Annotated in this window: 24 protein-coding genes and 2 tRNA genes; 11 read left to right on the top strand and 15 right to left on the bottom strand. The window is 40.4% G+C overall.

Features of this window, described 5'->3' with window-relative positions:
* Positions 1–99 precede the first annotated feature (99 nt).
* A complete protein-coding gene (locus V6C71_09695; protein HEY9768755.1) occupies positions 100–312 on the bottom strand; it encodes a hypothetical protein in 213 nt (70 codons plus the stop codon).
* A 135-nt stretch (positions 313–447) separates the two neighbouring features.
* Here V6C71_09695 and V6C71_09690 point away from each other — a divergent pair, with 135 nt between their 5' ends.
* Entirely contained in the window at positions 448–756 is a 309-nt protein-coding gene (locus tag V6C71_09690) for a hypothetical protein (protein ID HEY9768754.1), read from the top strand.
* Between the two features lie 187 nt (positions 757–943).
* Positions 944–3238 carry a 1,4-alpha-glucan branching enzyme gene (gene glgB, locus V6C71_09685; GenBank protein ID HEY9768753.1) on the top strand — a complete coding sequence of 765 codons (2295 nt, stop codon included), beginning with the start codon at positions 944–946 and terminating at the stop codon, positions 3236–3238.
* Between the two features lie 146 nt (positions 3239–3384).
* On the opposite strand, the gene leuB is transcribed toward glgB, so the two are convergent.
* A complete protein-coding gene (gene leuB, locus V6C71_09680) occupies positions 3385–4470 on the bottom strand; it encodes a 3-isopropylmalate dehydrogenase (protein ID HEY9768752.1) in 1086 nt (361 codons plus the stop codon).
* 158 nt (positions 4471–4628) lie between these two features.
* On the opposite strand from leuB, the gene V6C71_09675 reads away from it, so the two are divergent.
* From V6C71_09675 to bioB, 3 genes are all read left to right on the top strand, one after another.
* A tRNA-Pro gene (locus tag V6C71_09675) sits at positions 4629–4702 on the top strand.
* 69 nt (positions 4703–4771) lie between these two features.
* On the top strand, positions 4772–5575 hold the full coding sequence (locus V6C71_09670; protein ID HEY9768751.1) for an alpha/beta hydrolase: 804 nt from the start codon (positions 4772–4774) through the stop codon (positions 5573–5575).
* A 224-nt stretch (positions 5576–5799) separates the two neighbouring features.
* Positions 5800–6816 carry a biotin synthase BioB gene (gene bioB / locus V6C71_09665; protein ID HEY9768750.1) on the top strand — a complete coding sequence of 339 codons (1017 nt, stop codon included), beginning with the start codon at positions 5800–5802 and terminating at the stop codon, positions 6814–6816.
* 33 nt (positions 6817–6849) lie between these two features.
* Here the strand turns inward: bioB and V6C71_09660 are convergent, their stop codons facing one another.
* Positions 6850–7683: a GGDEF domain-containing protein gene (locus tag V6C71_09660; protein HEY9768749.1), complete on the bottom strand. Its 834-nt coding sequence runs from the start codon at positions 7681–7683 to the stop codon at positions 6850–6852.
* Between the two features lie 224 nt (positions 7684–7907).
* Here V6C71_09660 and V6C71_09655 point away from each other — a divergent pair, with 224 nt between their 5' ends.
* The 3 genes from V6C71_09655 (at position 7908) to V6C71_09645 (ending at position 10250) form a co-directional block, all read left to right on the top strand.
* On the top strand, positions 7908–8720 hold the full coding sequence (locus tag V6C71_09655; GenBank protein ID HEY9768748.1) for a class I SAM-dependent methyltransferase: 813 nt from the start codon (positions 7908–7910) through the stop codon (positions 8718–8720).
* An 86-nt stretch (positions 8721–8806) separates the two neighbouring features.
* Positions 8807–9553, top strand: coding sequence for a hypothetical protein (locus V6C71_09650; protein ID HEY9768747.1), 747 nt, complete (start codon positions 8807–8809; stop codon positions 9551–9553).
* Between the two features lie 211 nt (positions 9554–9764).
* On the top strand, positions 9765–10250 hold the full coding sequence (locus V6C71_09645) for a DUF4079 domain-containing protein (GenBank protein HEY9768746.1): 486 nt from the start codon (positions 9765–9767) through the stop codon (positions 10248–10250).
* Between the two features lie 346 nt (positions 10251–10596).
* Here V6C71_09645 and V6C71_09640 read toward each other — a convergent pair whose 3' ends face one another.
* Both V6C71_09640 and V6C71_09635 read right to left on the bottom strand, forming a co-directional pair.
* Complete coding sequence (locus tag V6C71_09640; GenBank protein HEY9768745.1) at positions 10597–11649, bottom strand: tetratricopeptide repeat protein; 1053 nt, start codon at positions 11647–11649, stop codon at positions 10597–10599.
* Positions 11650–11746: 97 nt separating this feature from the next.
* A complete protein-coding gene (locus V6C71_09635) occupies positions 11747–12985 on the bottom strand; it encodes a bifunctional sterol desaturase/short chain dehydrogenase (protein ID HEY9768744.1) in 1239 nt (412 codons plus the stop codon).
* 271 nt (positions 12986–13256) lie between these two features.
* Here V6C71_09635 and V6C71_09630 point away from each other — a divergent pair, with 271 nt between their 5' ends.
* Positions 13257–14690, top strand: coding sequence for a glycosyltransferase family 2 protein (locus V6C71_09630; protein ID HEY9768743.1), 1434 nt, complete (start codon positions 13257–13259; stop codon positions 14688–14690).
* Between the two features lie 487 nt (positions 14691–15177).
* On the opposite strand, the gene V6C71_09625 is transcribed toward V6C71_09630, so the two are convergent.
* The 10 genes from V6C71_09625 to V6C71_09580 all read right to left on the bottom strand — a co-directional run bounded on the left by V6C71_09625 (position 15178) and on the right by V6C71_09580 (position 21252).
* Positions 15178–15297 carry a photosystem II reaction center protein J gene (locus V6C71_09625; protein ID HEY9768742.1) on the bottom strand — a complete coding sequence of 40 codons (120 nt, stop codon included), beginning with the start codon at positions 15295–15297 and terminating at the stop codon, positions 15178–15180.
* A gap of 64 nt (positions 15298–15361) precedes the next feature.
* Entirely contained in the window at positions 15362–15481 is a 120-nt protein-coding gene (locus V6C71_09620) for a photosystem II reaction center protein L (protein HEY9768741.1), read from the bottom strand.
* A 9-nt stretch (positions 15482–15490) separates the two neighbouring features.
* Entirely contained in the window at positions 15491–15625 is a 135-nt protein-coding gene (psbF, locus tag V6C71_09615; protein HEY9768740.1) for a cytochrome b559 subunit beta, read from the bottom strand.
* Positions 15626–15654: 29 nt separating this feature from the next.
* The gene (psbE, locus tag V6C71_09610; protein ID HEY9768739.1) at positions 15655–15900 is read right to left on the bottom strand and encodes a cytochrome b559 subunit alpha; all 246 of its coding nucleotides are present in this window, start codon (positions 15898–15900) and stop codon (positions 15655–15657) included.
* A 94-nt stretch (positions 15901–15994) separates the two neighbouring features.
* Positions 15995–16999 (bottom strand): photosynthesis system II assembly factor Ycf48, encoded by a 1005-nt coding sequence (locus V6C71_09605; GenBank protein HEY9768738.1) that lies wholly within the window; start codon positions 16997–16999, stop codon positions 15995–15997.
* A 121-nt stretch (positions 17000–17120) separates the two neighbouring features.
* A complete protein-coding gene (locus V6C71_09600) occupies positions 17121–17522 on the bottom strand; it encodes a rubredoxin (GenBank protein ID HEY9768737.1) in 402 nt (133 codons plus the stop codon).
* A gap of 289 nt (positions 17523–17811) precedes the next feature.
* A complete protein-coding gene (locus V6C71_09595; protein ID HEY9768736.1) occupies positions 17812–18795 on the bottom strand; it encodes a phosphotransferase in 984 nt (327 codons plus the stop codon).
* A 258-nt stretch (positions 18796–19053) separates the two neighbouring features.
* Positions 19054–19127, bottom strand: a tRNA-Met gene (locus V6C71_09590).
* A 51-nt stretch (positions 19128–19178) separates the two neighbouring features.
* On the bottom strand, positions 19179–20213 hold the full coding sequence (locus V6C71_09585) for a DUF1611 domain-containing protein (protein HEY9768735.1): 1035 nt from the start codon (positions 20211–20213) through the stop codon (positions 19179–19181).
* A complete protein-coding gene (locus tag V6C71_09580; protein ID HEY9768734.1) occupies positions 20200–21252 on the bottom strand; it encodes a dipeptide epimerase in 1053 nt (350 codons plus the stop codon). Before V6C71_09580 ends, V6C71_09585 begins: the two co-directional genes overlap by 14 nt.
* Before the next feature lie 159 nt (positions 21253–21411).
* Here V6C71_09580 and V6C71_09575 point away from each other — a divergent pair, with 159 nt between their 5' ends.
* A complete protein-coding gene (locus V6C71_09575; protein HEY9768733.1) occupies positions 21412–21774 on the top strand; it encodes an LptA/OstA family protein in 363 nt (120 codons plus the stop codon).
* A gap of 28 nt (positions 21775–21802) precedes the next feature.
* On the top strand, positions 21803–22531 hold the full coding sequence (lptB, locus tag V6C71_09570) for an LPS export ABC transporter ATP-binding protein (GenBank protein ID HEY9768732.1): 729 nt from the start codon (positions 21803–21805) through the stop codon (positions 22529–22531).

Genomic DNA, 22531 nt, shown 5'->3' with positions numbered 1-22531 from the left:
CTATATCTAATCAACAAGTAGCGAGTAGCAAGCCTGCTGCCCGCATAATTTTTTTACTTCAAATATCTTACAAATTTAGTCGCTCGAAGTAACTACAGCTTAGCTATCCAACAGCTCTTTAGCCTGCCGATAAACCAGCCTTTCTGTTTCTGTTGCCGCAGCTAAGGATTCTGCGTGAATTTGTTCAAGACTAGCAATATAATCTTGTTTTTGACTAAGCACCTGGTTTGCCTTAGAAGAGGTAATAGTGGCAAGCTGGGCTCTCAGGGGAAGTTGACGAAAAACAGCTAAACGTTGTTCTAAAGATGACATGAGTATATTAAGTATTTATCGAGAACGCTGGTAAATCCATCTCTGTTTATCGATTCATCTAAAATAATTGATGCATCTAAAATAATTTAAGATTAAGATCACGTCAGATAAGCTAGGCTACTATAAAACTAAAAATTGATTATTTCTAAGTTAAGTGCCAGAAAAATCACTATTGTAGCTATATTAGTCAACTGGTTACAACCAGGTTTGTGTCTTGCTTTACCTCCAATAGAAGAAGTACCAGAAGAAGTGCTGCGTACCGAAATTATCCTCGAAGGGCGATCGCCTATAGATGGAAAACCTTTGTCGGCTAACGAATATGAAGAGCTTCAGGCACAATTAGCTCAAAGCCGCTTTAGCCCGCAAATCGACCCAGAAATTCGGCAACTCATCTTTTTGTTACAGATTAGAAAATTAATCAAAACTATAATTCCTTTTTATTAATCCACTTTGCCTAAAAAACAATAATTTCTTTATATTGTGCTTAAAAATAGTTAAAGTATTCATACAAACACTTTAACAAAAATCAATAAAATGATTTTGTTGTTTTAACTAGCTTTAGCTAATACTTACTCAGCATTCCTTTTAATAAATTCACTGCTTAATTACCTACCTGAATATTGATACTTTGATGTCTTTAACCATTGCTCCCGAACAAGTCAATCAGATCGTCCACAATCTTCACCATAATCCGTTTGAAGTTTTAGGTCGCCATCCTTATGAACAGAATGGAAAAGTTCAAAGTTGGGTAATTCGTGCCTATCTTCCTGATGCCTCGGCTGCATGGGTAGTCTGTCCCGAAGAAAGAATTGAGTATCCGATGCAGCCGATACACAACCCTCATTTTTTTGTTTGTGTAGTTCAAAATTCTCAATTAGCCAATTATCAACTTCGCATTAAAGAAGGTGATAGCGAAAGAGTAATTTACGATCCCTATGCTTTTTGCTCGCCCAAATTAACCGATCTAGATATTCATTTGTTTGCTGAGGGCAATCATCACCGCATCTACGAAAAGCTGGGCGCGCATCCTATGAATATAGATGGTGTTGCTGGAGTATATTTTGCTATTTGGGCTCCTAATGCTCGTAATGTTTCGGTTTTAGGAGACTTTAATAGCTGGTCTGGCAGAAGTCATCAAATGCGTAAAGGCAGCAGCGGTATTTGGGAATTATTTGTTCCTGGACTAACTTTTGGTGCAGCATATAAATATGAAGTCAAAAATTGGGAAGGACATATTTACGAAAAATCCGATCCTTATGGTTTTCAACAAGAGGTTAGACCAAAAACAGCCTCTATTGTTGCCGATCTTGATAGCTATCAATGGAACGATGCTGAATGGATGGAACAGCGTCGCCATAGCGATCCTTTAGCCAAACCAATATCTGTATATGAACTTCATTTAGGCTCTTGGCTACATGGTTCTGCTAATGAACCGACTCAATTACTTTCTGGCCCAGCTGAACCTATCATTGCTACAGAATGGAAACAGAAAGCTCGTTTTTTGAGCTATTACGAATTAGCCGATAAGCTGATTCCTTATGTCAAAGAACTAGGCTACACCCACATTGAAGTGCTGCCGATTGCCGAACATCCTTTTGATGGTTCATGGGGATATCAGGTTACGGGATATTATGCTCCTACCTCTCGCTATGGCAACCCTGAAGACTTAATGTACTTTGTCGATCAGTGCCACGAAAATGGTATAGGAGTAATCGTCGATTGGGTTCCTGGACATTTTCCTAAAGATGGTCATGGTTTAGCTTTTTTTGATGGGAGTCATCTTTATGAACACGCCGATCCTCGAAAGGGTGAACATAAAGAATGGGGAACTTTAGTTTTCAATTACAATCGCAATGAAGTCCGCAACTTTTTGGTAGCTAACGCTCTCTTCTGGTTTGATAAATATCATATCGATGGTATTCGGGTAGATGCTGTGGCTTCTATGCTTTATCTCAACTACTGTCGTGAAGATGGAGAATGGGTTGCTAACGATTATGGTGGTTGTGAAAATATTGAAGCAGCTAATTTTCTCCGTCAGGTCAATAGCCTATTATTTAGTTACTTCCCTGGAGTACTGTCTATTGCTGAAGAATCAACTTCTTGGCCGATGGTATCTTGGCCTACCTATACTGGTGGCTTAGGCTTCAACATGAAGTGGAACATGGGCTGGATGCACGATATGTTGGATTACTTCAACATGGATCCCTGGTTTCGCCAATTTCATCAAAACAATCTTACTTTTAGTATGTGGTATCACCATAGTGAAAACTATATGCTGGCTCTATCTCATGATGAGATCGTTCATGGAAAGAGTAATATTATTGGCAAAATGCCTGGAGATGAGTGGCAGAAGTTTGCCAACGTTCGCTGTCTATTTGGCTATATGTTTACTCATCCTGGCAAAAAAACCATGTTTATGAGTATGGAGTTTGCCCAGTGGAGTGAGTGGAATGTCTGGACAGATCTTGATTGGGATTTACTGGAATACCATAGTCACAAAACCTTGAAACAGTTCTTTGCCGATCTTAACAAGATTTACAAGAGCGAACCCGCACTATATAGTCAAGACTTTGAAGAAGCAGGTTTTGAATGGATAGACTGTAGTGATAATCGTCATAGCGTCGTGGCATTTATCCGTCGGGGAAAAGATCCTAACGAGTTTGTAATTGCTGTCTGTAATTTTACGCCCCAACCTCATAGCCACTACCGTATTGGTGTTCCTGAAAAAGGTTTTTACACGGAAATTTTTAATAGTGATGCTCGCAAGTATAGCGGCAGTAACATGGGTAACTTAGGAGGCAAATGGACTGATGAATGGTCATTCCACAACCATGCTTATTCTTTAGATTTATGTTTACCGCCGTTGGCTGTCTTGATTCTAAAAATAGATCGCCAAAAAACGCAAGCAGCTTTGCAAGGTAATTAAAGCTTGTGTAATATTCGTGTGTGTTGGGTTTTGCGATCGCGCTTCCCAACCTACGACAGCAAAAATTAAGGTTCAAGGGGATTGAATTGTTAGTTAAGTAACGCTAATAAAAGTATTATCTCGAAAAGCGATCGCCTTGTGTAAATCTAACCAATCAATTCCAACAAAACTGCGCCCATTTCTTGACAACCTACTGCTTTCATTCCTGGAGACATAATATCTCCTGTACGGTATCCCCGATCTAAAACTTGATTAACAACCATTTCAATTTCGGTAGCAGCAGCAGGAGCATTTAAACCGTAGCGTAACATCATTGCTGCGCTAAGTACTTGAGCCAAAGGATTTGCTTTATCTTGTCCCGCAATATCTGGGGCTGAACCATGTACAGGCTCAAATACTCCAGGTGTACCAGCACTGCCTAAACTAGCAGAGGGCAACATTCCAATACTGCCAGTCAGCATCGCAGCGGCATCGGAAAGAATATCACCAAACAAATTGCCTGTAACGATAGTATCAAACTGTTTGGGAGCGCGGACAAGCTGCATCGCTGCATTGTCTACGTATAAATGGCTTAACTCGACATCACGGTAATTTTGTGCCATGGCAGTAACGCGATCGCGCCATAGTTGCGACACGTCTAGTACATTAGCCTTATCTACCGAACATAACTTGCCACTGCGTTTTTGAGCAGTTTCAAACCCAACTTTAGCAATGCGGTCTATTTCACTGACGCTATAAGCCATTGTATTGACCCCCCTTTGTTCTCCTGTCTCGGTTTTAAAGACACCTTTGGGCTGTCCAAAATAGATTCCGCCAGTTAATTCGCGCACTACCATAATATCTACCCCTTCGACTATTTCACGCTTCAAGGAAGAGGCATCAATCAATTGAGGCAGGATAGTTGCTGGTCTAAGGTTGGCAAAAAGTCCGAGTCCTGCACGCATTGCTAATAGTCCTGTTTCAGGACGTTGCTGACGGGGCAAATTATCCCATTTATAGCCGCCAATTGCAGCTAATAACACGGCATCGCTATGACGACAGGCAGCTAAAGTTGCTTCGGGTAAAGGTTCTCCTGTCTCATCAATTGCAGCACCACCAATTAAAGCTTCGGTGAAGATAAATTCTAGATCGTGTTTAGATGCGATCGCCTTTAGCACCTCTACCGCTACGGAAATAATTTCGGGGCCAATACCATCCCCAGGAAGTAAAGTAATACGGTGCTGTTTGGTCATGGTAATTAGTTTAAATATCGTTGCAGACAGCTATCAATTTACCATTTGACGGTAGCTCTAAATCCAATAAATCTCGCAAGAGAAATTTCCTTAATATTTTATATTAGTCACTAAAAGTCTATTTAGATTGCCAAATATGCTAGCATATACAGCGACTGCGGGATGTGGCGCAGCTTGGTAGCGCGCTGCTTTCGGGAAGCAGAGGTCGCAGGTTCAATTCCTGTCATCCCGATTTGTATTGTTTAGGTTTATGTTGACGACATTAATTAGTCTTGATGTCATTTAATTAGTTACCGTACATATGGAATTAAATACAGAAATTAAAGGACAAGGATATCCCATTCTTTGCTTGCATGGTCATCCTGGTTGCGCTGCAAGTATGTCTGTATTTACAAATTATTTATCTCGGCAATATCAAACCATTACTCCGGATCTGCGTGGCTATGGTAAGAGTCGCTATAAGCAAAACTTTACCATGCAGGATCATTTACCAGACATTATTGATTTATTAGATAAACATCACATAAATCGCTGTTTAGTATTAGGTTGGTCTTTGGGGGGCATTATCGCCATGGAATTGGCTATAGCGCAGCCAGAAAGGTTTAGCGGCATGATTTTAATTGCTACGGCAGCACATCCCGTGAGTAGTCATCCTCAAGAAACTTGGCAGGATTTACTGTTTACGGGTATTGGCGGCATGGTGAACTATATCAAACCTGCTTGGCAATGGAATATTGATACATTTGGCAAGCGATCGCTTTTCCGTTATTTAATTAATAACCACAAGCCAGAGTCTTATCATTATTTAGCTAAAGAAGCAGTCCCCGCTTATTTTCAGACTTCTAAGGCAGCTACTACGGCTTTATCAACGGCAATTAGACAGGGTTACAATCGTTTAGCGGATTTAGCTCAAATTGATATTCCCTGCTTGATGTTATCGGGGGAGTGCGATCGTCATATTACCGCCTACGCCAGTTTGAAAACAGCGCAGCATTTGAAAAATTGTGAGTATAAGAGTTATCCCCAGGTTGCACATCTTTTTCCCTGGGAAATTCCCGATCGGGTTTTGGCAGATATTCAACAATGGTTGGATGGATATGTATAGCACTCGAAGCTAAGGTTAAGACACGTTGAGCAAAAGCTAAAAGTGAGACAGTTGCGTCTAGAACTGCATCAAGAACAGATGGGTTTTGGGTTGTGCCGTCTGGTTTGATTGATTTTTTAGTGCGCAAGTTGGTGTAGCGTTCACTTTTTTAAATTTTCTCTCGATTTGACCTAGCCTAGTCGTGGTAAAACAATTAAAGTTCTCTATTGATGATGAGCGATCGCATGACTAATCTTGACTACAATGCCATAGCAAAATTTTCTCTATCAGGAGAATTAATTGACCGCACCACGGCTAAAAGTATTTTAAATGCCCCTGATTTACTATTGCTAGAACAGTTGGCAGCAGCCTATAAGGTGCGTCATCATTATTGGTCAAATCGGGTTAGGCTTCACTTTTTACTTAATGCTCAAAGTGGCTTGTGTCCAGAAGATTGTAATTATTGTTCTCAGTCGAAAATTTCTGCGGCTGAGATTGAGAAATATCCTTTAATTGCTAAGGAAAAAATCGTTCAAGCAGCAGATCGAGCAGCTAGTTTGCAAGCGGGTACATTCTGTATGGCAATTTCTGGGCGATCGCCTTCGGAATCGGTATTTGACAATGTGTTAGAAGCGTTTAAGGCAGTTAAAACCAAACATGACTTAAAAATCTGTGCCTGTCTCGGATTATTAAGTGAAGTGCAAACTCGACGTTTAGCCGAAGTGGGAGTCGATCGGGTTAATCATAATTTGAATACCTCAGCCGACCATCATGAAAATATTTGTAGCACCCATACCTTTGGCGATCGCGTAGCCACGATTAAAAATGTTCAAAAAGCAGGCATTACAACTTGTTCGGGTGGTATCTTGGGCATGAATGAAAGTGATGAGGATATTATCGACTTGGCTTATTCTCTACGGGAGTTAGACGTTACTAGCGTACCAATTAATTTTTTAATTCCCATTGCCGGAACACCTTTAGGGGATGTTAATCAGCTTAATCCTCGTCGTTGCTTGCGGATTTTAAATTTGTTCAGGTTTATTTTGCCCAAACAAGAAATTAGAATTGCTGGGGGCAGAGAAGTTCACTTGCGATCGCTACAGGTAATGGGTTTATATCCTGCTAATTCAATATTTATCGGTGATTATCTGACTACCGCAGGACAAGCTGCTCGTATGGATATCGCCATGATTCAAGATGCTGGTTTTGTTTTAGAGAATCCTGATGGTTCAATTTTAGAATCAGAATTGATTGAACGTTAAATATAATAATTAAGCTGACATCGAACTAACTTTTTAGCTTTCTTTACTTTCAGCGTAGCATTTATGTTTCAATCCACTTTTACCATGGTTTTTAACTTGATACATCAAAGAATCTACCTGTTCTAACATTTTGCTAGTGGTATCGGGGAAGTAGACAAAAGTAACTGCACCAATACTAAAACCAACCTCAAAGTTTTGATTTTTTACAGCATTTACTAACTGGTTCTGAATACGCTGTAAGGCTAGATGTGCTGATTTATAATCTATTTCTGGTAACAATAAAGCAAATTCATCTCCACCCATACGGGCAACCACATCAGTTTCTCGAATGGTTTTTTTTACCGTGTTGGCGATTAAGTACAATAATTGATCGCCTTGTTGATGTCCATAGCGATCGTTAACAAACTTAAAATTATCGACATCAAAATAAGCTAGAGTTAAATAGCGTCCATAGCGTATTGCTCGCTTAGTTTCTGTTTGTAAAACATCTAAAAAATAACGTCGATTACTAATTTGAGTTAGCTCATCGATACGAGCCATTCTTTGCTCTTTTTGATAGGCTTTGTTAAGAGCCGAAAGCAAATGAACTATAACTAAAAATACGATTAGCCTAACCAGTGTATTCCAAATTAATAGTAAATAATATAAATCGGCTTTGGCAGTAGCTTCGGCTATATACCATAATAAAGCACTAAGAATTGACAGCAAAATACCAGTTCTTTTTCCGACATATCTAGTAGCGATCGCTATTGGGATTAGATAGCAAATAGATAGAGCCAGATCGACAACTATTAAATAATCTAGTAATCCAATTAAAAATACTAATAATAAAGTACCAAATGTCAGCCAAAATTTTGACATATACATAAAAGGCTTGGTTGTTTTGCTATGGTACACATAATTTATCTAATTGTGCCATGTTGTTTTAAATTATCTGGTTCAGGCAAATTATTTATCTACTAGTATCTAAAAACAATTTAGCAATAGAAAACCACTTAATTAATAATCAAGTAAATTATTAATATATAACCTGAACTAAGTAAGTAATTTTACTAAAATTAGTCGCTCAAATTTGGCAACATGTATCAAAAATGAAACCCAAATATATTTTTACTGATACCCAATTTGATTCGGAGCTAAAACGGCTACAAATTCTCGAAAAAGTATCAGATCCTGCTAGTCGCCGTCGAATTTTGGCTACTGGTTTAACGACAGGTTGGCAATGTCTTGAAGTTGGCGCAGGTGCAGGATCGATTATGAGATGGATGTCACAAGAGATTGGAACAGCGGGGAAAGTTATTGCGATAGATGTAGATACTCGCTTTGTCGAAGATATATCTTTATCCAATGTCGAGGTAATCAAAGCCGATATTAATCAGATTACACTGACTAATTCTTTTGATTTAATTCATGCTCGCAATATTTTAATTCACCTTGCAGATTATCAGGTTACTTTAGCTAAAATGTTCAATTGGCTTAAGCCTAACGGGTGGTTAGTATTAGAAGAACCAGATTTTTCTGCTGCTAGGTTTATTTCGGGAATTCAATCTGAACATCAATCAATTAAGAGAGTAAACCAAGCTATCTGTCAAATGTTTACCAATCAAGGAAAAGATTATGCTTTGGGCGTTAAACTACCATTCCTGTTACAGCAACTGGGCTTACAGCAGCTACAGGTAGAAAATGATGTGCCTATATCACCTGGAGGTTCAGATATTGCCACCATGATGAAATTATCTGCCCTTGGGCTGGCAGAAAACTATACAGCTACAGGAATGGCTAGAAACGAGGATATTGAAAATTATTGTCAGTTTGCGGAAAATACTACTTCCTGGGGCATTTATTTAGCTACAGTGGGAGTCTGGGGACAAAAAATTGCTCGCCACCTCAGCCAAGAAATATAACTGTTTTTCAAAAAAGCTACCAAAAAAGCTACCAAGAGCTAAAAATTGATAGTATATTGTATCAAAATAGGATTGGTAAATCTTTAGTGTCTCAAGCAAGATCTACTTGGCAACAAATATTCAAGATCTGTACCCTGTCGATTAAAGATAAGAAGGTACGCCAAATCAATGGAAGAGCATTCTGTTTTTTAGTTTTTGCTCTCTTGTGGTGGATGAACTGGAAGTTATTTCTAGCTACCACCTTTGGTATAGGCTTGATGTCTTTGGGCTATCTATGGCAAAATTCTCATTTTGCACGCTACTGTCAAAAATGGCGCGATTTTTTTGTTGGTTCTAACCGTCAACTGATTTTAACTGTTGGCACCGGTGCATTTGGTGCTTTTTGCACCTATTTAGCTGCTTCTGTTTGGGCAGATGCCGAAAACCAATGGTTAGCAACAGGGGCGATTCTTCAGGGCTTTACCAGTCTAACTACCTTAGCTCTATTAATGTGGTCTTTATGGGGCAGAAAAGCAAACTCCATAGAAGCAAAGTTAGATCGCTTACTAGGAGATTTGAGCCATAGCGATCGCCTAAAACGCCTAGTTGCAATCCGACAGTTAACTCGTCTATTAATCAGTAATCGCTTATCCTCAGAACATTACAGTCAATCAATTGAGTATTATCGTTTGATGTTATCTGAACCTCAGCCACCTGTAGTGAGAAACGCTTTGCTAGAAAGTTTGGATATCTTAGATGCAGATGAAGTATTGAAAAAACACTCAGCGGTAAAAGTTCCGATTCAATTACAGCATTCTCGTAAACCCGTCTTGGATACTTTACTCAGGAACTAAAGACGACGATGTAGCAAATATTATACTCTTCAAATCGCCACGCTCTGATTTTCGGTTCTAGAGCATTCTTTAGTTATTTATTAGCGCTCTAAGTATTCTGCGGTGATTGCGATCGCGCTATGGACTTCGCCTTGAACTTAATCATAATTAGGTATTGCTATTTATGTATAGTTGTAAATGTAGTTATTAAGTTTAGTTACGTAACCAGAAAATGAGCAACTTAAGGTCGTCAATCGAACCGATCGCAAATTGGTTTAATAGTCTAGGCACACCAGAACCGATAATACATTGGGGACATCCTTTGATGATGGGTATCGTCGTGTTTGTTATGGGTAGTGCGGTGGCTTTGGCTGGATGGCGTGGTAGAACTTTAGCAACAACTAATGCTGAAGTTGCACTTAAAAACCGAGCCGATCACCGTAAAATCGCGCCTCTAATGTATATTTTTTTGGTTTCTGGGTATACAGGCGGAGTTCTATCTTTGGTTATGCAGGGGCAGCCTATTTTAGAGAGTCCACATTTTCTGACAGGTACGATAGTAATTGCTTTATTAACCATCAATGCTATTCTTGCTGCTACAGGATTTATCGGTAATAAAGAAACCGCCAGAACAGTTCATGCTTATGTAGGTAGTGTTGCACTGCTGATTATGGTGGTTCACGCTGTGCTGGGATTAAATCTCGGCTTATCTATCTAATTATTTCCAGACCAAATTCATCGGTTCAAAGGCAACTATTTTGGTTGCTTTTCCTTACTTATACCAATTCACGAGCATTAGCTAGAAAGATGAATCGGTAAATTTAGCCAGCTTCACGCTCAATTATCGAGCAAAAACCTAGAACTAGTTGGTAAGCAAATCAATCATCCGTGTTTATCTGCGTCGTCGGTTCAGGGACGCAACTGTCTCACTTTTAGCTTTTTTTAATTTTATTATTGTGGTCTACTGATTTGAGCGCCGGGGATGCGCCCGCAGGTGGCGCATATCCAACCGTGCTGTTGAAAAGCGCAGTAATAAACGGTATGAATTTGTGTTAGCAATTTGCTTATTTTAATTCAGTTAATTTATGCTCTACGTATTTATATAAAGCTAGATTGTTTTGTTCTTTAAACAGTGTTGCAGCCTGCTGTAAATTCTGAATTGCTTGGCGTTTTTCTCCCACAGTTTGATACACCAGCCCCAAATTGCCGTATGCTTCAGCGTAGTTTGGTTTAAGTTCAATTGCCTTGGTATGATCGGCGATCGCCTTTTGATATTCTTTAATTTTGTTGTACGCCACGGCGCGATTGTAGTAAGCTTCAGCGTAATTCGGATTGAGGCGGATTGCTTCGGAAAAGTCAGCGATCGCCTTTTGATAATATTGAGCAGCTAGATAAGTTGTGCCTCGATTGTAATAAGTTGGTGCATGACGCTGATTATATTTAATTACGTGAGTGTAATCAGCAATCGCTTTTAAATAAACCTGGGTTTTGTGATAAACATTAGCACGATTATAATATGCTTCTAAATCTTGCGGATTGAGCGAAATTGCCCGCTCGTAATCTGCTATTGCTTGAGAATATTGCTTGACTTTGTTGTAAGTATTGGCGCGATTATAATATGCTTCTTGATCATCAGGTTTGAGGTGAATCACCTGAGTATAATCAGCAATCGCTTCTTGATGCTGTTCTAGTTTATTATGGGCAATGCCTCGATTGTAGTAAGCATCAAGATATTCGCGATTGAGGCTGATAGCGCGATCAAAATCGGCGATCGCACTTTGATATTGTTCTAACTGATTGTAAACAGTGCCACGATTGAAATAAGCTTTACTATAGTTAGGACAAAGTTCGATTGCTTTACTATAGTCAGCGATCGCACTTTGATAATTCTGGAGTTGTCCATAGCCATAACCGCGAAACATATAGGCTAAAGCATCTTGATGAGTAAGCTGTAAGATAGCGTCTAAATCTTTGATTCCCGCGCTGTAGTCTTCTAAGGCATAAAACAGTTCGCTTCGGCGATAGTAAATCTCGATATCATGAGGATTTTGTTTTAGTTCAAGATTTAATTCTTTTAGAGCATCCAGATAATCTGGCGATTCCCATTCTTTAGCCATAAGTTTATTTCATCACTGACAATTAAGCTTTTGAGCAATCCTTCTATCAGATAATCAATGTCAATACTTTTTATACTAGAATTTCCTTTTATAGTTTTTACTTTTGACTCAATTTTTTAGAAGAACTAAAAAATTTAAAGTAGTTGGCAACAAAAAACTCTTTGAGCGGAAATAAGATAAAGGTGAGAGGATTAATCGTCACAATAATGTTGCGGATATCTCGGCGAGCTAAATTAACAATTTGTCGGGCTACCCAATCAGCAGACATAACTCCAACAGGATTAAGCTTACTCTTAAAAGGCCCTAAAATCAGCTTTCTTACCACACAGGGAGCATCTAAACGAAGCAAAGTAATTAAATCTCCCGTAGTTCTTTTACTTAGTTCATACAAAGGGCTAAAAGCGGGATTTACCTCGGCTTCTGAGGTGTTAACCCAAACCTCTTTGGTGATGGTGTCGCGATCGTTTTTAATTGTTTGAAAAAATAATTCGATTAAGCGCAAAGTCGAGAAAGTGTTAGTCTCATAAGATTTGGCGATCGCAGCTTGATCCCTCTGTCGGTGAACGTTGACCCCATGATTGAGAATTAAAATATCAATTTTGTCTAAGTGGGTCAGTAATTCCGATTCCTGCCCAATCTGCCAATACACCGTTTTGATTGGGGTTTTTTCCCCTGCAAGATCTAAGATAATCTCAGCATCAGAAGAAGTTAGGGCGGTAACTTTTGCCCCCGCCAAGTGTAGCTGAGTCAATAAAGCTTGCCCTAAAGTACCCGATGCTCCTGTAACAGCAATGCGTTTATTTTTTAAAGATAGTGCTGTTCCCATAATCTTATCCACCAGGGTTAAAGTTCCCGAAAAATAGGCATCCTGGTTATCAAAATGATGTCGCCAATGATAGGAACGATTAACAAACCAACGTGAGGGTAGGCTAGTAAATTCTCCTGGGCGATGAGTTACGTCTGTCAGTTCGTCCACCAGTGGAATACCCAGTCCACGAGCGATCGCGCTGAGCAAGAAGCTTAAAGTATATAAAGATCCCGTCCAGGCCAACCACTGCGGAGCAATACCCCAAGTATAAACTACGCCCCAGGGTAGAATACTAAACAGCAACATGATCAATGATTCTGGTACATCATTGTACCAATGTGCCTGACGATAAATCGTATCACTAACTACAGATAAATCGCGACGAAAAACTTTGTGATGCCAGACATGGAGACGATATAAAGGTTGCCACAGATGAGATAGAGTATGATACAAGTCTCTGACCAACTCGACCCATAATACTGAAGCTAAGGCGATCGCTAACCCCGTTATCAAACTGCTCGTCATCATTGTTGTTATAACTTTAACTAAATTTAAGAAAATTAAAATACCACCGCTACTTAATTTAACCAAAAAGCAACGTTGAAACCCAAAAACGGCATATTAACCTCCCCAAGTCTTAAATTTTAGCCAAGAAAGTTTACATTTTTCGCTACAATTGAGCCAGCACGATTGACAATAGTTTAGATATTAATTTAGAAATTCCAATTGCGATCGCAAAGCGTACCTGAAAGGTAATCGCTTAAAATCTTGAGCATAAGACAGATTTAAAAACATAATTATGGCAGAGAATTATTGGTCCAAAGAAGAATCCAAAACAGAATTCGATCCCATTAATTCTCTTTTATCAGAACTATCCGACCCAGAAGTTGCCGAAGAAGAGTTTAGAGCGGACTTTTTTCAGGGATTGGCAGGGCGTAGACAGAAAGCAGCTTTCTTATTAATGGCAATCTGGATAATTACTATTTTATTGCATTTAATTAGCTGGGGAATCTGGCTGGTTTTGAGCTTTACTATTTTTGCCGGTATGCAAATATTACGCTATTTGTTTACTCAACCAGATCGAATTCCGCCGATCCTCTCCGATGACGATCTAGCTAATGCGCCTCAGGTATCTTTACTAGTGGCAGCAAAAAATGAAGAAGTCGTGATCGGCAATCTGGTAGCAATGCTATGTAGTCTCGATTATCCTGAAGATAAGTACGAAATTTGGGCGATCGACGATCGCAGTACAGACAATACTCCTGCTATTTTAGACCGCTTAGCTCAAGCATATCCTCAACTTAAAGTTGTTCATCGTGCTGCTAATGCTGGTGGTGGTAAATCAGGCGCGTTAAACCAGGTAATTCCCAAAACTTTTGGTGATATTATTGGTGTTTTTGATGCCGATGCCAAAGTCACGAGCGATCTATTGAGAAAGGTTGTTCCTCTTTTTAACAATCGAGATATGGGGGCAGTCCAAGTTAGAAAAGCGATCGCCAATTCAGGAGAAAACTTCTGGACGAAAGGGCAAGCAGCCGAGATGGCATTAGATAGTTATGTTCAACAACAAAGAATTGCCGTGGGCGGTATCGGCGAATTAAGAGGGAACGGTCAGTTTGTCAGTCGGGCTGCTTTACATAGTTGTGGTGGTTGGAATGAAGAAACAATTACTGACGATCTAGATTTAACCATTCGCCTACATCTAGACAACTGGAAAATCGGCTTTCTCCTTACCCCACCAGTATTAGAAGAAGGAGTAACTAAAGCCAGTTCTTTATGGCATCAACGCAACCGCTGGGCAGAAGGTGGTTATCAACGCTATCTCGACTACTGGCGATATATTTTTCGCACGCCAATGGGATTTGGCAAGAGAATAGATTTACTATGTTGGATGCTGCTGCAATACATCGTACCCGCAGCTAATGTACCAGATGGTATTATGGCGCTCGCTCGCCATCGTTTACCGCTTCTGAGTCCGATAACTGCTTTACTATTTACCTGGGGCTTTATTGGCATTTTTCGCGGTTTAATTCGTATCCAAACCGCATCAGGAAAAGCGATCGATTTGCCACTGTTGCTAAATACTATCAGACAATCCCTACTCGGTTTAGTTTATATGGTGCATTGGCAAATAGTTATGCTTAGCGTTACTGCTAGAATGTCCGTCCGTCCCAAAAGATTGAAGTGGGTCAAAACGGTACACGAGGGAAAAACTAGCTTCAATAATGGTTAATGCGTAATTAACTTTGTTGGTCTAGACCAAAGACAAATTACAGCCGTTTTCAATTAGTTAGTTCGTAGCTGCGCAAAGCTTTGCAATGCTGCGTCGTCGTAAGACTCGTCGGCTTTTGGGTAAGAATATTCTTACCCAAAACACGACGGGACGATCTGCCCTAAAGGATTAGTGCCTGGAGGCACGTCCGCGTACGCGCTGCGCTAATAGCTAATAGCCCTTCGGGTTCGACAGTTTGCGACGCAACTGTCTCACTTTTAGCTTTTTTAAATTTTATTATTGTGGTCTACTGATTTGAGCGCGAGGGATGCGCCCGCAGGTGGCGCATATCCAACCGTGCTGTTGAAAAACGCAGTAATAATTTTTGTCTTGGTCTACTAATTTTTTAAAAACCGCCTAGTGATAAAATCCTAAGCGGTTTTTTTGTGCTTAATTTAGGAGTGAACCATACTCCGCCTGACGCGGTTAAAAGCGATTGGGTAGAATCTTACATTCCTGAACCAACACTAGTATAAGAACCGTAGAAAAAGATGCTAACAACTGTGATGACACCTATGCCAGCTACTGTGGCAACAATCCACAAAGGAATTCTTCCATTTGCAAACATAATTATTAAGTCTCCTCTTGCTATTAAAGTTTAAATCGATTGAAAAGCTGTTCGCTTAGTTAATTTAGTTAAAGAAGTAACTAGAGAACAGAATGCCTAGAACAGCAATCAGAAGTAATCCCAAGTAAAGGGAAGTACGATTTAGCTCTACTGCTTGTCTGTTGGGGTTTTGTTTCCTATCCATTGGTTATTCCTATCGTTGTATAAATTGCATGGAGGCGATCGCGCCTAGAAAAAAGACAGTGGGTACTGCCAAAGTGTGAACTGCTAACCATCTAACAGTAAAGATGGGGTAAGAAATGGGCTGATTGGGGCTATTACCTGTCATAATGTTTTACCTATCGTTGTCAAGTATTTTTATTGATTAAATTCTTTGATTTGCTCTTTAGCATCAAAGCGATCGCTAATTACGGGAACTTCAATTCGCTCTTGAGTAAAGTACTCATTAGGACGAGGAGTTCCAAAAGCATCATAAGCAAGCCCAGTACTGACAAATAACCATCCTGCTACAAATAGCATGGGAATCGTAATGCTATGGATTACCCAATAGCGCACACTAGTAATAATGTCAGAAAATGGACGTTCTCCAGTATCACCTGCCATGTTGTGTTTCTCCTTAATTAAATGTTTAAATTTTTTGAAGTTCTGTTTATATAATACGAAACAAGGGTAGCTACCTACAACTAAGATCTAGTAATTAAGCAGCAACACCAGCTTCGGGGACATATTTCAGCAGTGTTCCTCGTTCGCCCAAGACAAAGCCTTTTTCGGGAGAGAGAAATACTACCTTATAAAAATTAGAGGGAGCATCCTCAACATCGCGATCTTTAGCCCAAGTTTGACCGCGATCAGGACTAACTAATAGATTACCACTTCCTCCCGCCAACCAAATTTCTTCGGGAGTACGATAGGCAACGTCTAAAAAGCCCCAGCTAGCAGAAAATTCAGGATAGAGAGGTTCGCCCCACTCATCATAATTTTCTGTATCGCTAAATTCTACTTGACCACCACGAGCCAATAACCAGAGGCTTCCGTCTTGATTAAAGCCCATGTTTTGCAGTCGGCGCGATGAAGTACGCTGATGAGGAGTCCATTCAGTTGCACCAGGTTGCCAAGTAGAGAAAAAGTTCCCTTTGGCAGAAACCGCGACGTATCTACCGTCATCAGAACGATGAATACTTCTAGCTACCCCAACTGAGCCTTCAACTAAAGCTTTCCAGTTTTTGCCACCATCTTCAGTTTTATAAATTGCTCCTAAATTTGTCACCATTTCAGCGGTAGACTTACCTAAAGCAATAATATCAAGTGGTGCACCAGGCAGCTTAGAACTTAAAGGAATGCGTGACCAACTATCCCCACCATCTTCAGTGTGCAGCAAAATTGAGGGTTGACCAACAATCCAGCCTTCATCATCATCAAAGCTGATGGCTTCTAAAGCTACTTTCTCATTGTTTAGCTCGATCGCTTGTTGCGTCCAGGTTTCTCCTCCATCGACGGTTTCAAACAGGGATGCTTGAGTACCAACTAGCCAACCACGATTAGGATCGCTGGTAAAAGCAACATCCGAAAAAATTGCTTCAGAGGGTAAAGAAAGTATTTTCCAGGGGTTATTTACAGTGGAGGGAACTTGACTACAACTAATACAAAATATACAGACAGCAAATAAAATAACTACTTGCTTTAATTTTTTAATCAATATCATAAACGTTTTGTGACTGATTGAGGCAGATAAAAGCAATGTTTGACCATTAGATAAACAGCAGGCTAAGGGAAAAGATTTTTAGCAGAATCTTTTCCCACATTAGTCTTGAGGTACAGATTTACTAATTTAAACTATACAGACTCAGAAAAAACAAGAAGCCTAAACCTAATGCACCGAAAATCAAGATGTTTTTTTGAGCAGGAGTAAGACGATTAACTCCCAAACCATAGTTCAAGTTTTCAGAAAAGCCAGAAGGTGCGCCCTGTGCGCCGACATTGACAAACTGAGTCTTGCGAACTCCACAGACTGGACAACGCCAGTCATTAGGTAAATCGGTAAAAAGAGTTCCCGCAGGAACATTACTTTGATTATCTCCCTTAGATGGCACATAGACATAGCCACAAGTGCGACATTCATAACTCGGCGGAGCTTGTTCTGCTAAAGTTTTCTCTTTAGCTAGAATATTCTCTTTTGATAGAGTTTCTTCTGGTACTGATTGTTCTTCTTTAGCTGGCTCATTCATTGCTTTATATTAAGCAAATATTAAAATATCTTTCTTTTATGAATTATCGCATAAAAAGTACGAGGGATTAAAGGAATAAGGGCGCAAGGAGCGAGAAAAAATTAGCGATTTAGGCGATCGCCCTTGATTTAAGTAACTAGATGATTGTTTGGTGTATTCGGATTTAATCTTTGTCTGAGGAGCAGATTATTAATTGGAACACGCCTTAGAGAGCGATCGCCTATGGAGCAAAAAACAGCTTGAACCTAGAGCCGAAAAACTACCTAAAGTTGCATCACAGCAATCTAAATTAAAACAATTGCCACTCTTGACTACTCAGCTTTTTCAACTGATTTAAGTGCTTATTAACGTAGAAAGTATCTAATTTAGACCAATTATGAATTGTTGAGGCGTTGATGCTAATCGCCCAAGCCCAAATATGAGCCATTTGAGTTAAAGCCTGCAAAGATGAAGTTTCAGCATCGGTTAATTGTTGTATCTGTTGATAGCCTTGGAAAAAAGCATCCCTAACCTGACGGCTAATCCCTGCCCTTAAAGAGACTTGCAGAAATTTAGCTAGATCAAAAATGCGCCAGCCATACCCACATTGATCGAAATCAAATAGAGTAATTTGATTCTCGGCTGTGAAGTGGACATTGCCACTATGAGGATCTCCCCAGCAAACGCTCCAAAGAGGAGATGTTTGTTCTAGACAGATTAACTCCTGCTTAATTTTGCTGATAGTATCCGCTACATAAGCTAGATCTTGATTTCGGTTGCGTAAGTAAGGACTAATTATTGCCAAAGAGTCGTCTAGCAAGTATTCGAGATTTAAAACTTGGCGGGGGGTTGCATTCTTAAACTTTAAAGATGTTTGATGTAATAGTCCTAAAGTTTGCCCCATAATTGCGCTTTGAGCGGTATTTAGATCGCCTTGGGGTACTTCTCCAGGAGCATAGGGAAAAAGTGCTGCATAGCGATCGCCTTCTACGGCATGAATCGTCACAAACAGCCGACCTTTTTGAGTTTTTAACGGATTGGCAACAGGTAAACTGTGCTGGTGTAGAAAATCCAGAAACTCCAGTTCAAACTGAATATCTGACCTACAACGCCAATGGTGATGAGAAACTTTAAGAATATATGGCTTGTTGTCTGTTTCTATGAGATAAATATCGCTAAGGCCGCGATTCCAAAACAAACATCGATCGATCGCTCCTAGTTCATACTTCGTCAACACCCCTTCGATTAAGGCTTGGGGAGAGAGAGTAGAGTAGATAGCTGGAAATACACCCATCGCTACCATTAATCATTAATCCTCTTACTAGCTATAGATTTAGCCTGTCCTAAGTAGCGGTTGACTCAGGAAGTTAAGATCTATAATTTGGCATTTTCGCCTATAACCTTAATTCCTGCCTATGACCTTAATCTCGCGGACATATATCTATCTAAAGTACCTGCTCGTAGACCCCTTTTAAGTATCAAATGATACTAGATTTTATTAGAGCCAAACAATCTATCTACTGGGTGATATTAGCTGAAATATTTGTTAAAATGGCGGGAGGCGGATTTGAACCACCGACCTTCGGGTTATGAGCCCGACGAGCTACCAGACTGCTCTATCCCGCGACGTTATTAATAGCATAACATAGTTGCCTTAAAAAAAGCAATTATCAATATTTATTGGGCATAAATAGCAGGTAATAATGATGCTGCGCCAAATCTGACCACATCACTACAGGGTAGTCCAGTTAACTCGACGGTAGATTCGATTACTGCTTTAGCTTCGGTGGTGTTTAGACCTGAAGTATTAAGAGCGATCGCCTTAACTTTTACCCGATCGAAAGTTCCTCCTGCACTAGCTACGGTTTCGTAGAGTTGGATCACTTCAGGTAAAGGAGGAATTAAAACATCACTGAGATCGCGAATGTGTTTTGCTCCCGCGCGATGAACCAGAACTAAGCCAGTGGGCTGACTGCCTCGAATTAAAGGCAAAGTAGCAGTAGAGCCTGGATGTAAGAGAGAACCCTGGCCTTCAATAATAATCAAGTCTTGATGCTGTCCCAGCTCTAAAACGGTTTTTTCTACTGCCCCCGCCGCAAAATCTACTCGTACTGCATCTAAGGCAATTCCCTGACCGGCGATCGCAATTCCCGCCTGTCCTGTCGCGATAAACTGGGCTTTAATTCCAAAAGATAATGCTGTGCGATGAAGTTCTAGGCTAGTAGACATTTTGCCAATCGCCATATCTGTACCCACTGTTAAAATTCTTTGAGCAGTGAGCGATCGCGCCTTGCCTTTGCCGATAGATAAGCCTGAAGGCTCTTGACGCAAATCCCAAATCCATTGTCCTGGCTGTAGATCGGGAAAACTAGGTTTAAGTGGGGTGTGCAGACCATTAAAAATCGAAAGTCCTGCTGCTACTGCGGTCTCAATCTCTACTTTTAAGTCAGCAGGTAATTCTCCTCCAGAGGGGGCAATGCCAATCAATAATACATCGGGATTATATGCCAAAGCTGCCTGAGTATCTTCAACAATAGGTGCATCTCGTTCGATTCCTGTTAATTCAGTCAATGAAGCTCCCGTGCTGTCAGGATCGATTACCGCCACAATCTGGCTATGACTATAGCGCAGAAAAGCTAATCCAGTTTTGCCATGATGACCTTTGATTCCACCTGTTAATAAAATTGCCACCCGACTATTAGCTGTCAACATGATGAGTTACTCCTAATCCTGGTTGATTGTTGGGTAATAAACGTCCTGCTTCTATAGTTGCGCCACGAAATGGGTCGTCAGTCAGGTTTAAATGACTGTCTAGATCGAGATAATCTGCCCAGGAAGCAAGATGAGCCATAGCAGTATTTGCTAAACTACTATCGGAATAACAGCCAAACATAACTTTTAAGCCACAGGCTCGAGCAACCTGGATTGCCTGCATTGCGCCCGTTAGCCCACCTGTTTTCATAATTTTCAGATTGACTCCGGCAACGGAGTTTGCCAGTCGGGGAATGTCGGCACTAGTAAAGCAACTTTCATCGACAAAAATTGGTAGAGGCGATCGCTGTGACAAAGCTGCTAGCCGATCATCTTGGACTACGGGTAGAGGCTGTTCTATGTATTCTACTCTCTGTTGGGCCAGCCAATGAGACATATCAATCGCATCATCAAAGCTCCAGCCTCCATTAGCATCTACGGTAAGTCTAGTTTGGGGTGCTGATTTACGGATTGCCTTGACCATTGCTCGATCTGCCTCTATTCCTTCAGGGCTGCCTAGCTTGAGCTTAAGCATCTTGACTTCTAAGGTATTTTGCCAGTCTTTGAGTCTGTTGACGGCTGCTTCTGGAGTACTAATACCAATGGTGACGGATATTGGTACAGTGCGATCGCAATTTAAGCCCCAGATTTGCCAGAGGGGTAAACCCGCTTTTTTTCCCAGCCAGTCATAAAGAGCCATATCTATTGCGGCTTGAATCGCCGAAGAAACGTGAAGCTGCTGTAGTTTGGTCTTAATCTCTTGACGTTGCAGGGGATGAAACTGCTCTAGCTGAGGAATAATCTGCTCCAATTCTAGTAACAAATTGGTAGTGTCTTGAGTCTGGTTTTTAACAATTGAAAATGGTGATGCTTCCCCCCAGCCTTCAAAATCTTCTTGGTAGATGCGTAGCCAGATGTTAGTATTTTTAGCCGTAGTACCGCGGCTAATTTGGAGTGCAAATTTTTTGTGAACAGTAAAAGTTTCAACTCTTAGCTTCATAATTTTGGCGATCGCGATGCAACTTCTCTAAAATAAGCAACGTCTCAGAAATTGTTAATATCAGAACCGAATTATAGTTACTCAAATCGACTGAATTTTATATTTATGACTTTTATATTGTCTGCTTATAATCGTTGTTTCAGGCTAATTTTAGCTACTATGCTTAATGTAATTGTACTTACTTCTCCTCTGGTTTCTGGGGCCCAATCTATTGAGTCAGGTTCGATTACCCTTAAATCAGATATCCAAGAATCTAATGCTAAAACAGGTATCATTACTGCTAGAGGCAACGTCCAAATCAACTATCCAGCTCGACAAATTCAGGCTACTGCTGCCCAAGCACAATATTACAGCCGTGAACGTCGTTTGATTTTGACAGGAGATGTCTACGTAATTCAAGAAGGAAATAGTATGCGTGCCGAAGAAATGACCTATTTGATCGATGAAGGACGCTTTATCGCAACTCCTCAAAGCGATCGCCAGGTAGAATCTACCTATATTATTACTGAACCCAAAGAATAATTACTGATTACTGATTACTGAAAAAGCTGTGGCCTTAGTTTTAGATAACATTCACAAATCTTATGGCAAAAGGAATATTGTTAATCGGGTAAATCTCCAAGTTTTACCAGGAGAAATTGTCGGTTTACTCGGTCCTAATGGTGCAGGAAAAACAACTACATTTTATATTGCTACGGGCTTGGTTAAGCCTAATGATGGAACAGTTAAGCTAAACGAACGCAACATAACATCATTAGCTCTTCATCAACGAGCGCGTCTTGGTATGGGTTATTTGACTCAGCAGGCAAGTATTTTTCGTAACCTCAGCGTTCAAGATAATATTTTGTTGGTTTTGGAACAAACAGGAATACCTCGTCCTGCTCGACCAGTCAAGCTGCAACAGCTATTAAGAGAATTTCGCCTAGAGAAAGTTGCACATACTTTGGGTTCGCTGGTTTCAGGGGGAGAAAGAAGACGGACTGAATTAGCCAGAGCCTTAGCAGCGGGGCTAAATGGACCTAAATATTTGTTACTAGATGAGCCGTTTGCTGGGGTCGATCCGATTGCGGTAGCTGAGATCCAGGAAATTATCGCTCAATTGCGCGATCGCCAAATGGGTATCTTAATCACCGACCATAACTTTCGTGAAACCCTAGCAATTACTAACCGCGCTTACGTGATGCGAGATGGTCAAATTTTAGCCTCTGGAACAGCAGAAGAACTTTATAGCAATTCTTTGGTCAAGCAATATTATTTGGGGGACAATTTTCAAAAATAA

Origin of the sequence: Coleofasciculaceae cyanobacterium (genome assembly GCA_036703275.1) — a bacterium.
Classification (GTDB): domain Bacteria; phylum Cyanobacteriota; class Cyanobacteriia; order Cyanobacteriales; family Xenococcaceae; genus Waterburya.
Note: the sequence above shows the minus strand (reverse complement) of the source record. Positions and strands in the feature narration are given on the sequence as shown.

Coding starts and splice junctions, on each gene's coding strand:
- V6C71_09695 (HEY9768755.1), bottom strand. CDS start 312: ATGTCATCTTTAGAACAACGTTTAGCTGTTTTTCGTCAACTTCCCCTG.
- glgB (HEY9768753.1), top strand. CDS start 944: ATGTCTTTAACCATTGCTCCCGAACAAGTCAATCAGATCGTCCACAAT.
- leuB (HEY9768752.1), bottom strand. CDS start 4,470: ATGACCAAACAGCACCGTATTACTTTACTTCCTGGGGATGGTATTGGC.
- V6C71_09670 (HEY9768751.1), top strand. CDS start 4,772: ATGGAATTAAATACAGAAATTAAAGGACAAGGATATCCCATTCTTTGC.
- bioB (HEY9768750.1), top strand. CDS start 5,800: ATGACTAATCTTGACTACAATGCCATAGCAAAATTTTCTCTATCAGGA.
- V6C71_09660 (HEY9768749.1), bottom strand. CDS start 7,683: ATGTATATGTCAAAATTTTGGCTGACATTTGGTACTTTATTATTAGTA.
- V6C71_09655 (HEY9768748.1), top strand. CDS start 7,908: ATGAAACCCAAATATATTTTTACTGATACCCAATTTGATTCGGAGCTA.
- V6C71_09645 (HEY9768746.1), top strand. CDS start 9,765: ATGAGCAACTTAAGGTCGTCAATCGAACCGATCGCAAATTGGTTTAAT.
- V6C71_09640 (HEY9768745.1), bottom strand. CDS start 11,649: ATGGCTAAAGAATGGGAATCGCCAGATTATCTGGATGCTCTAAAAGAA.
- V6C71_09635 (HEY9768744.1), bottom strand. CDS start 12,985: ATGATGACGAGCAGTTTGATAACGGGGTTAGCGATCGCCTTAGCTTCA.
- V6C71_09630 (HEY9768743.1), top strand. CDS start 13,257: ATGGCAGAGAATTATTGGTCCAAAGAAGAATCCAAAACAGAATTCGAT.
- V6C71_09625 (HEY9768742.1), bottom strand. CDS start 15,297: ATGTTTGCAAATGGAAGAATTCCTTTGTGGATTGTTGCCACAGTAGCT.
- V6C71_09620 (HEY9768741.1), bottom strand. CDS start 15,481: ATGGATAGGAAACAAAACCCCAACAGACAAGCAGTAGAGCTAAATCGT.
- psbF (HEY9768740.1), bottom strand. CDS start 15,625: ATGACAGGTAATAGCCCCAATCAGCCCATTTCTTACCCCATCTTTACT.
- psbE (HEY9768739.1), bottom strand. CDS start 15,900: ATGGCAGGTGATACTGGAGAACGTCCATTTTCTGACATTATTACTAGT.
- V6C71_09605 (HEY9768738.1), bottom strand. CDS start 16,999: ATGATATTGATTAAAAAATTAAAGCAAGTAGTTATTTTATTTGCTGTC.
- V6C71_09600 (HEY9768737.1), bottom strand. CDS start 17,522: ATGAATGAGCCAGCTAAAGAAGAACAATCAGTACCAGAAGAAACTCTA.
- V6C71_09595 (HEY9768736.1), bottom strand. CDS start 18,795: ATGGGTGTATTTCCAGCTATCTACTCTACTCTCTCTCCCCAAGCCTTA.
- V6C71_09585 (HEY9768735.1), bottom strand. CDS start 20,213: ATGTTGACAGCTAATAGTCGGGTGGCAATTTTATTAACAGGTGGAATC.
- V6C71_09580 (HEY9768734.1), bottom strand. CDS start 21,252: ATGAAGCTAAGAGTTGAAACTTTTACTGTTCACAAAAAATTTGCACTC.
- V6C71_09575 (HEY9768733.1), top strand. CDS start 21,412: ATGCTTAATGTAATTGTACTTACTTCTCCTCTGGTTTCTGGGGCCCAA.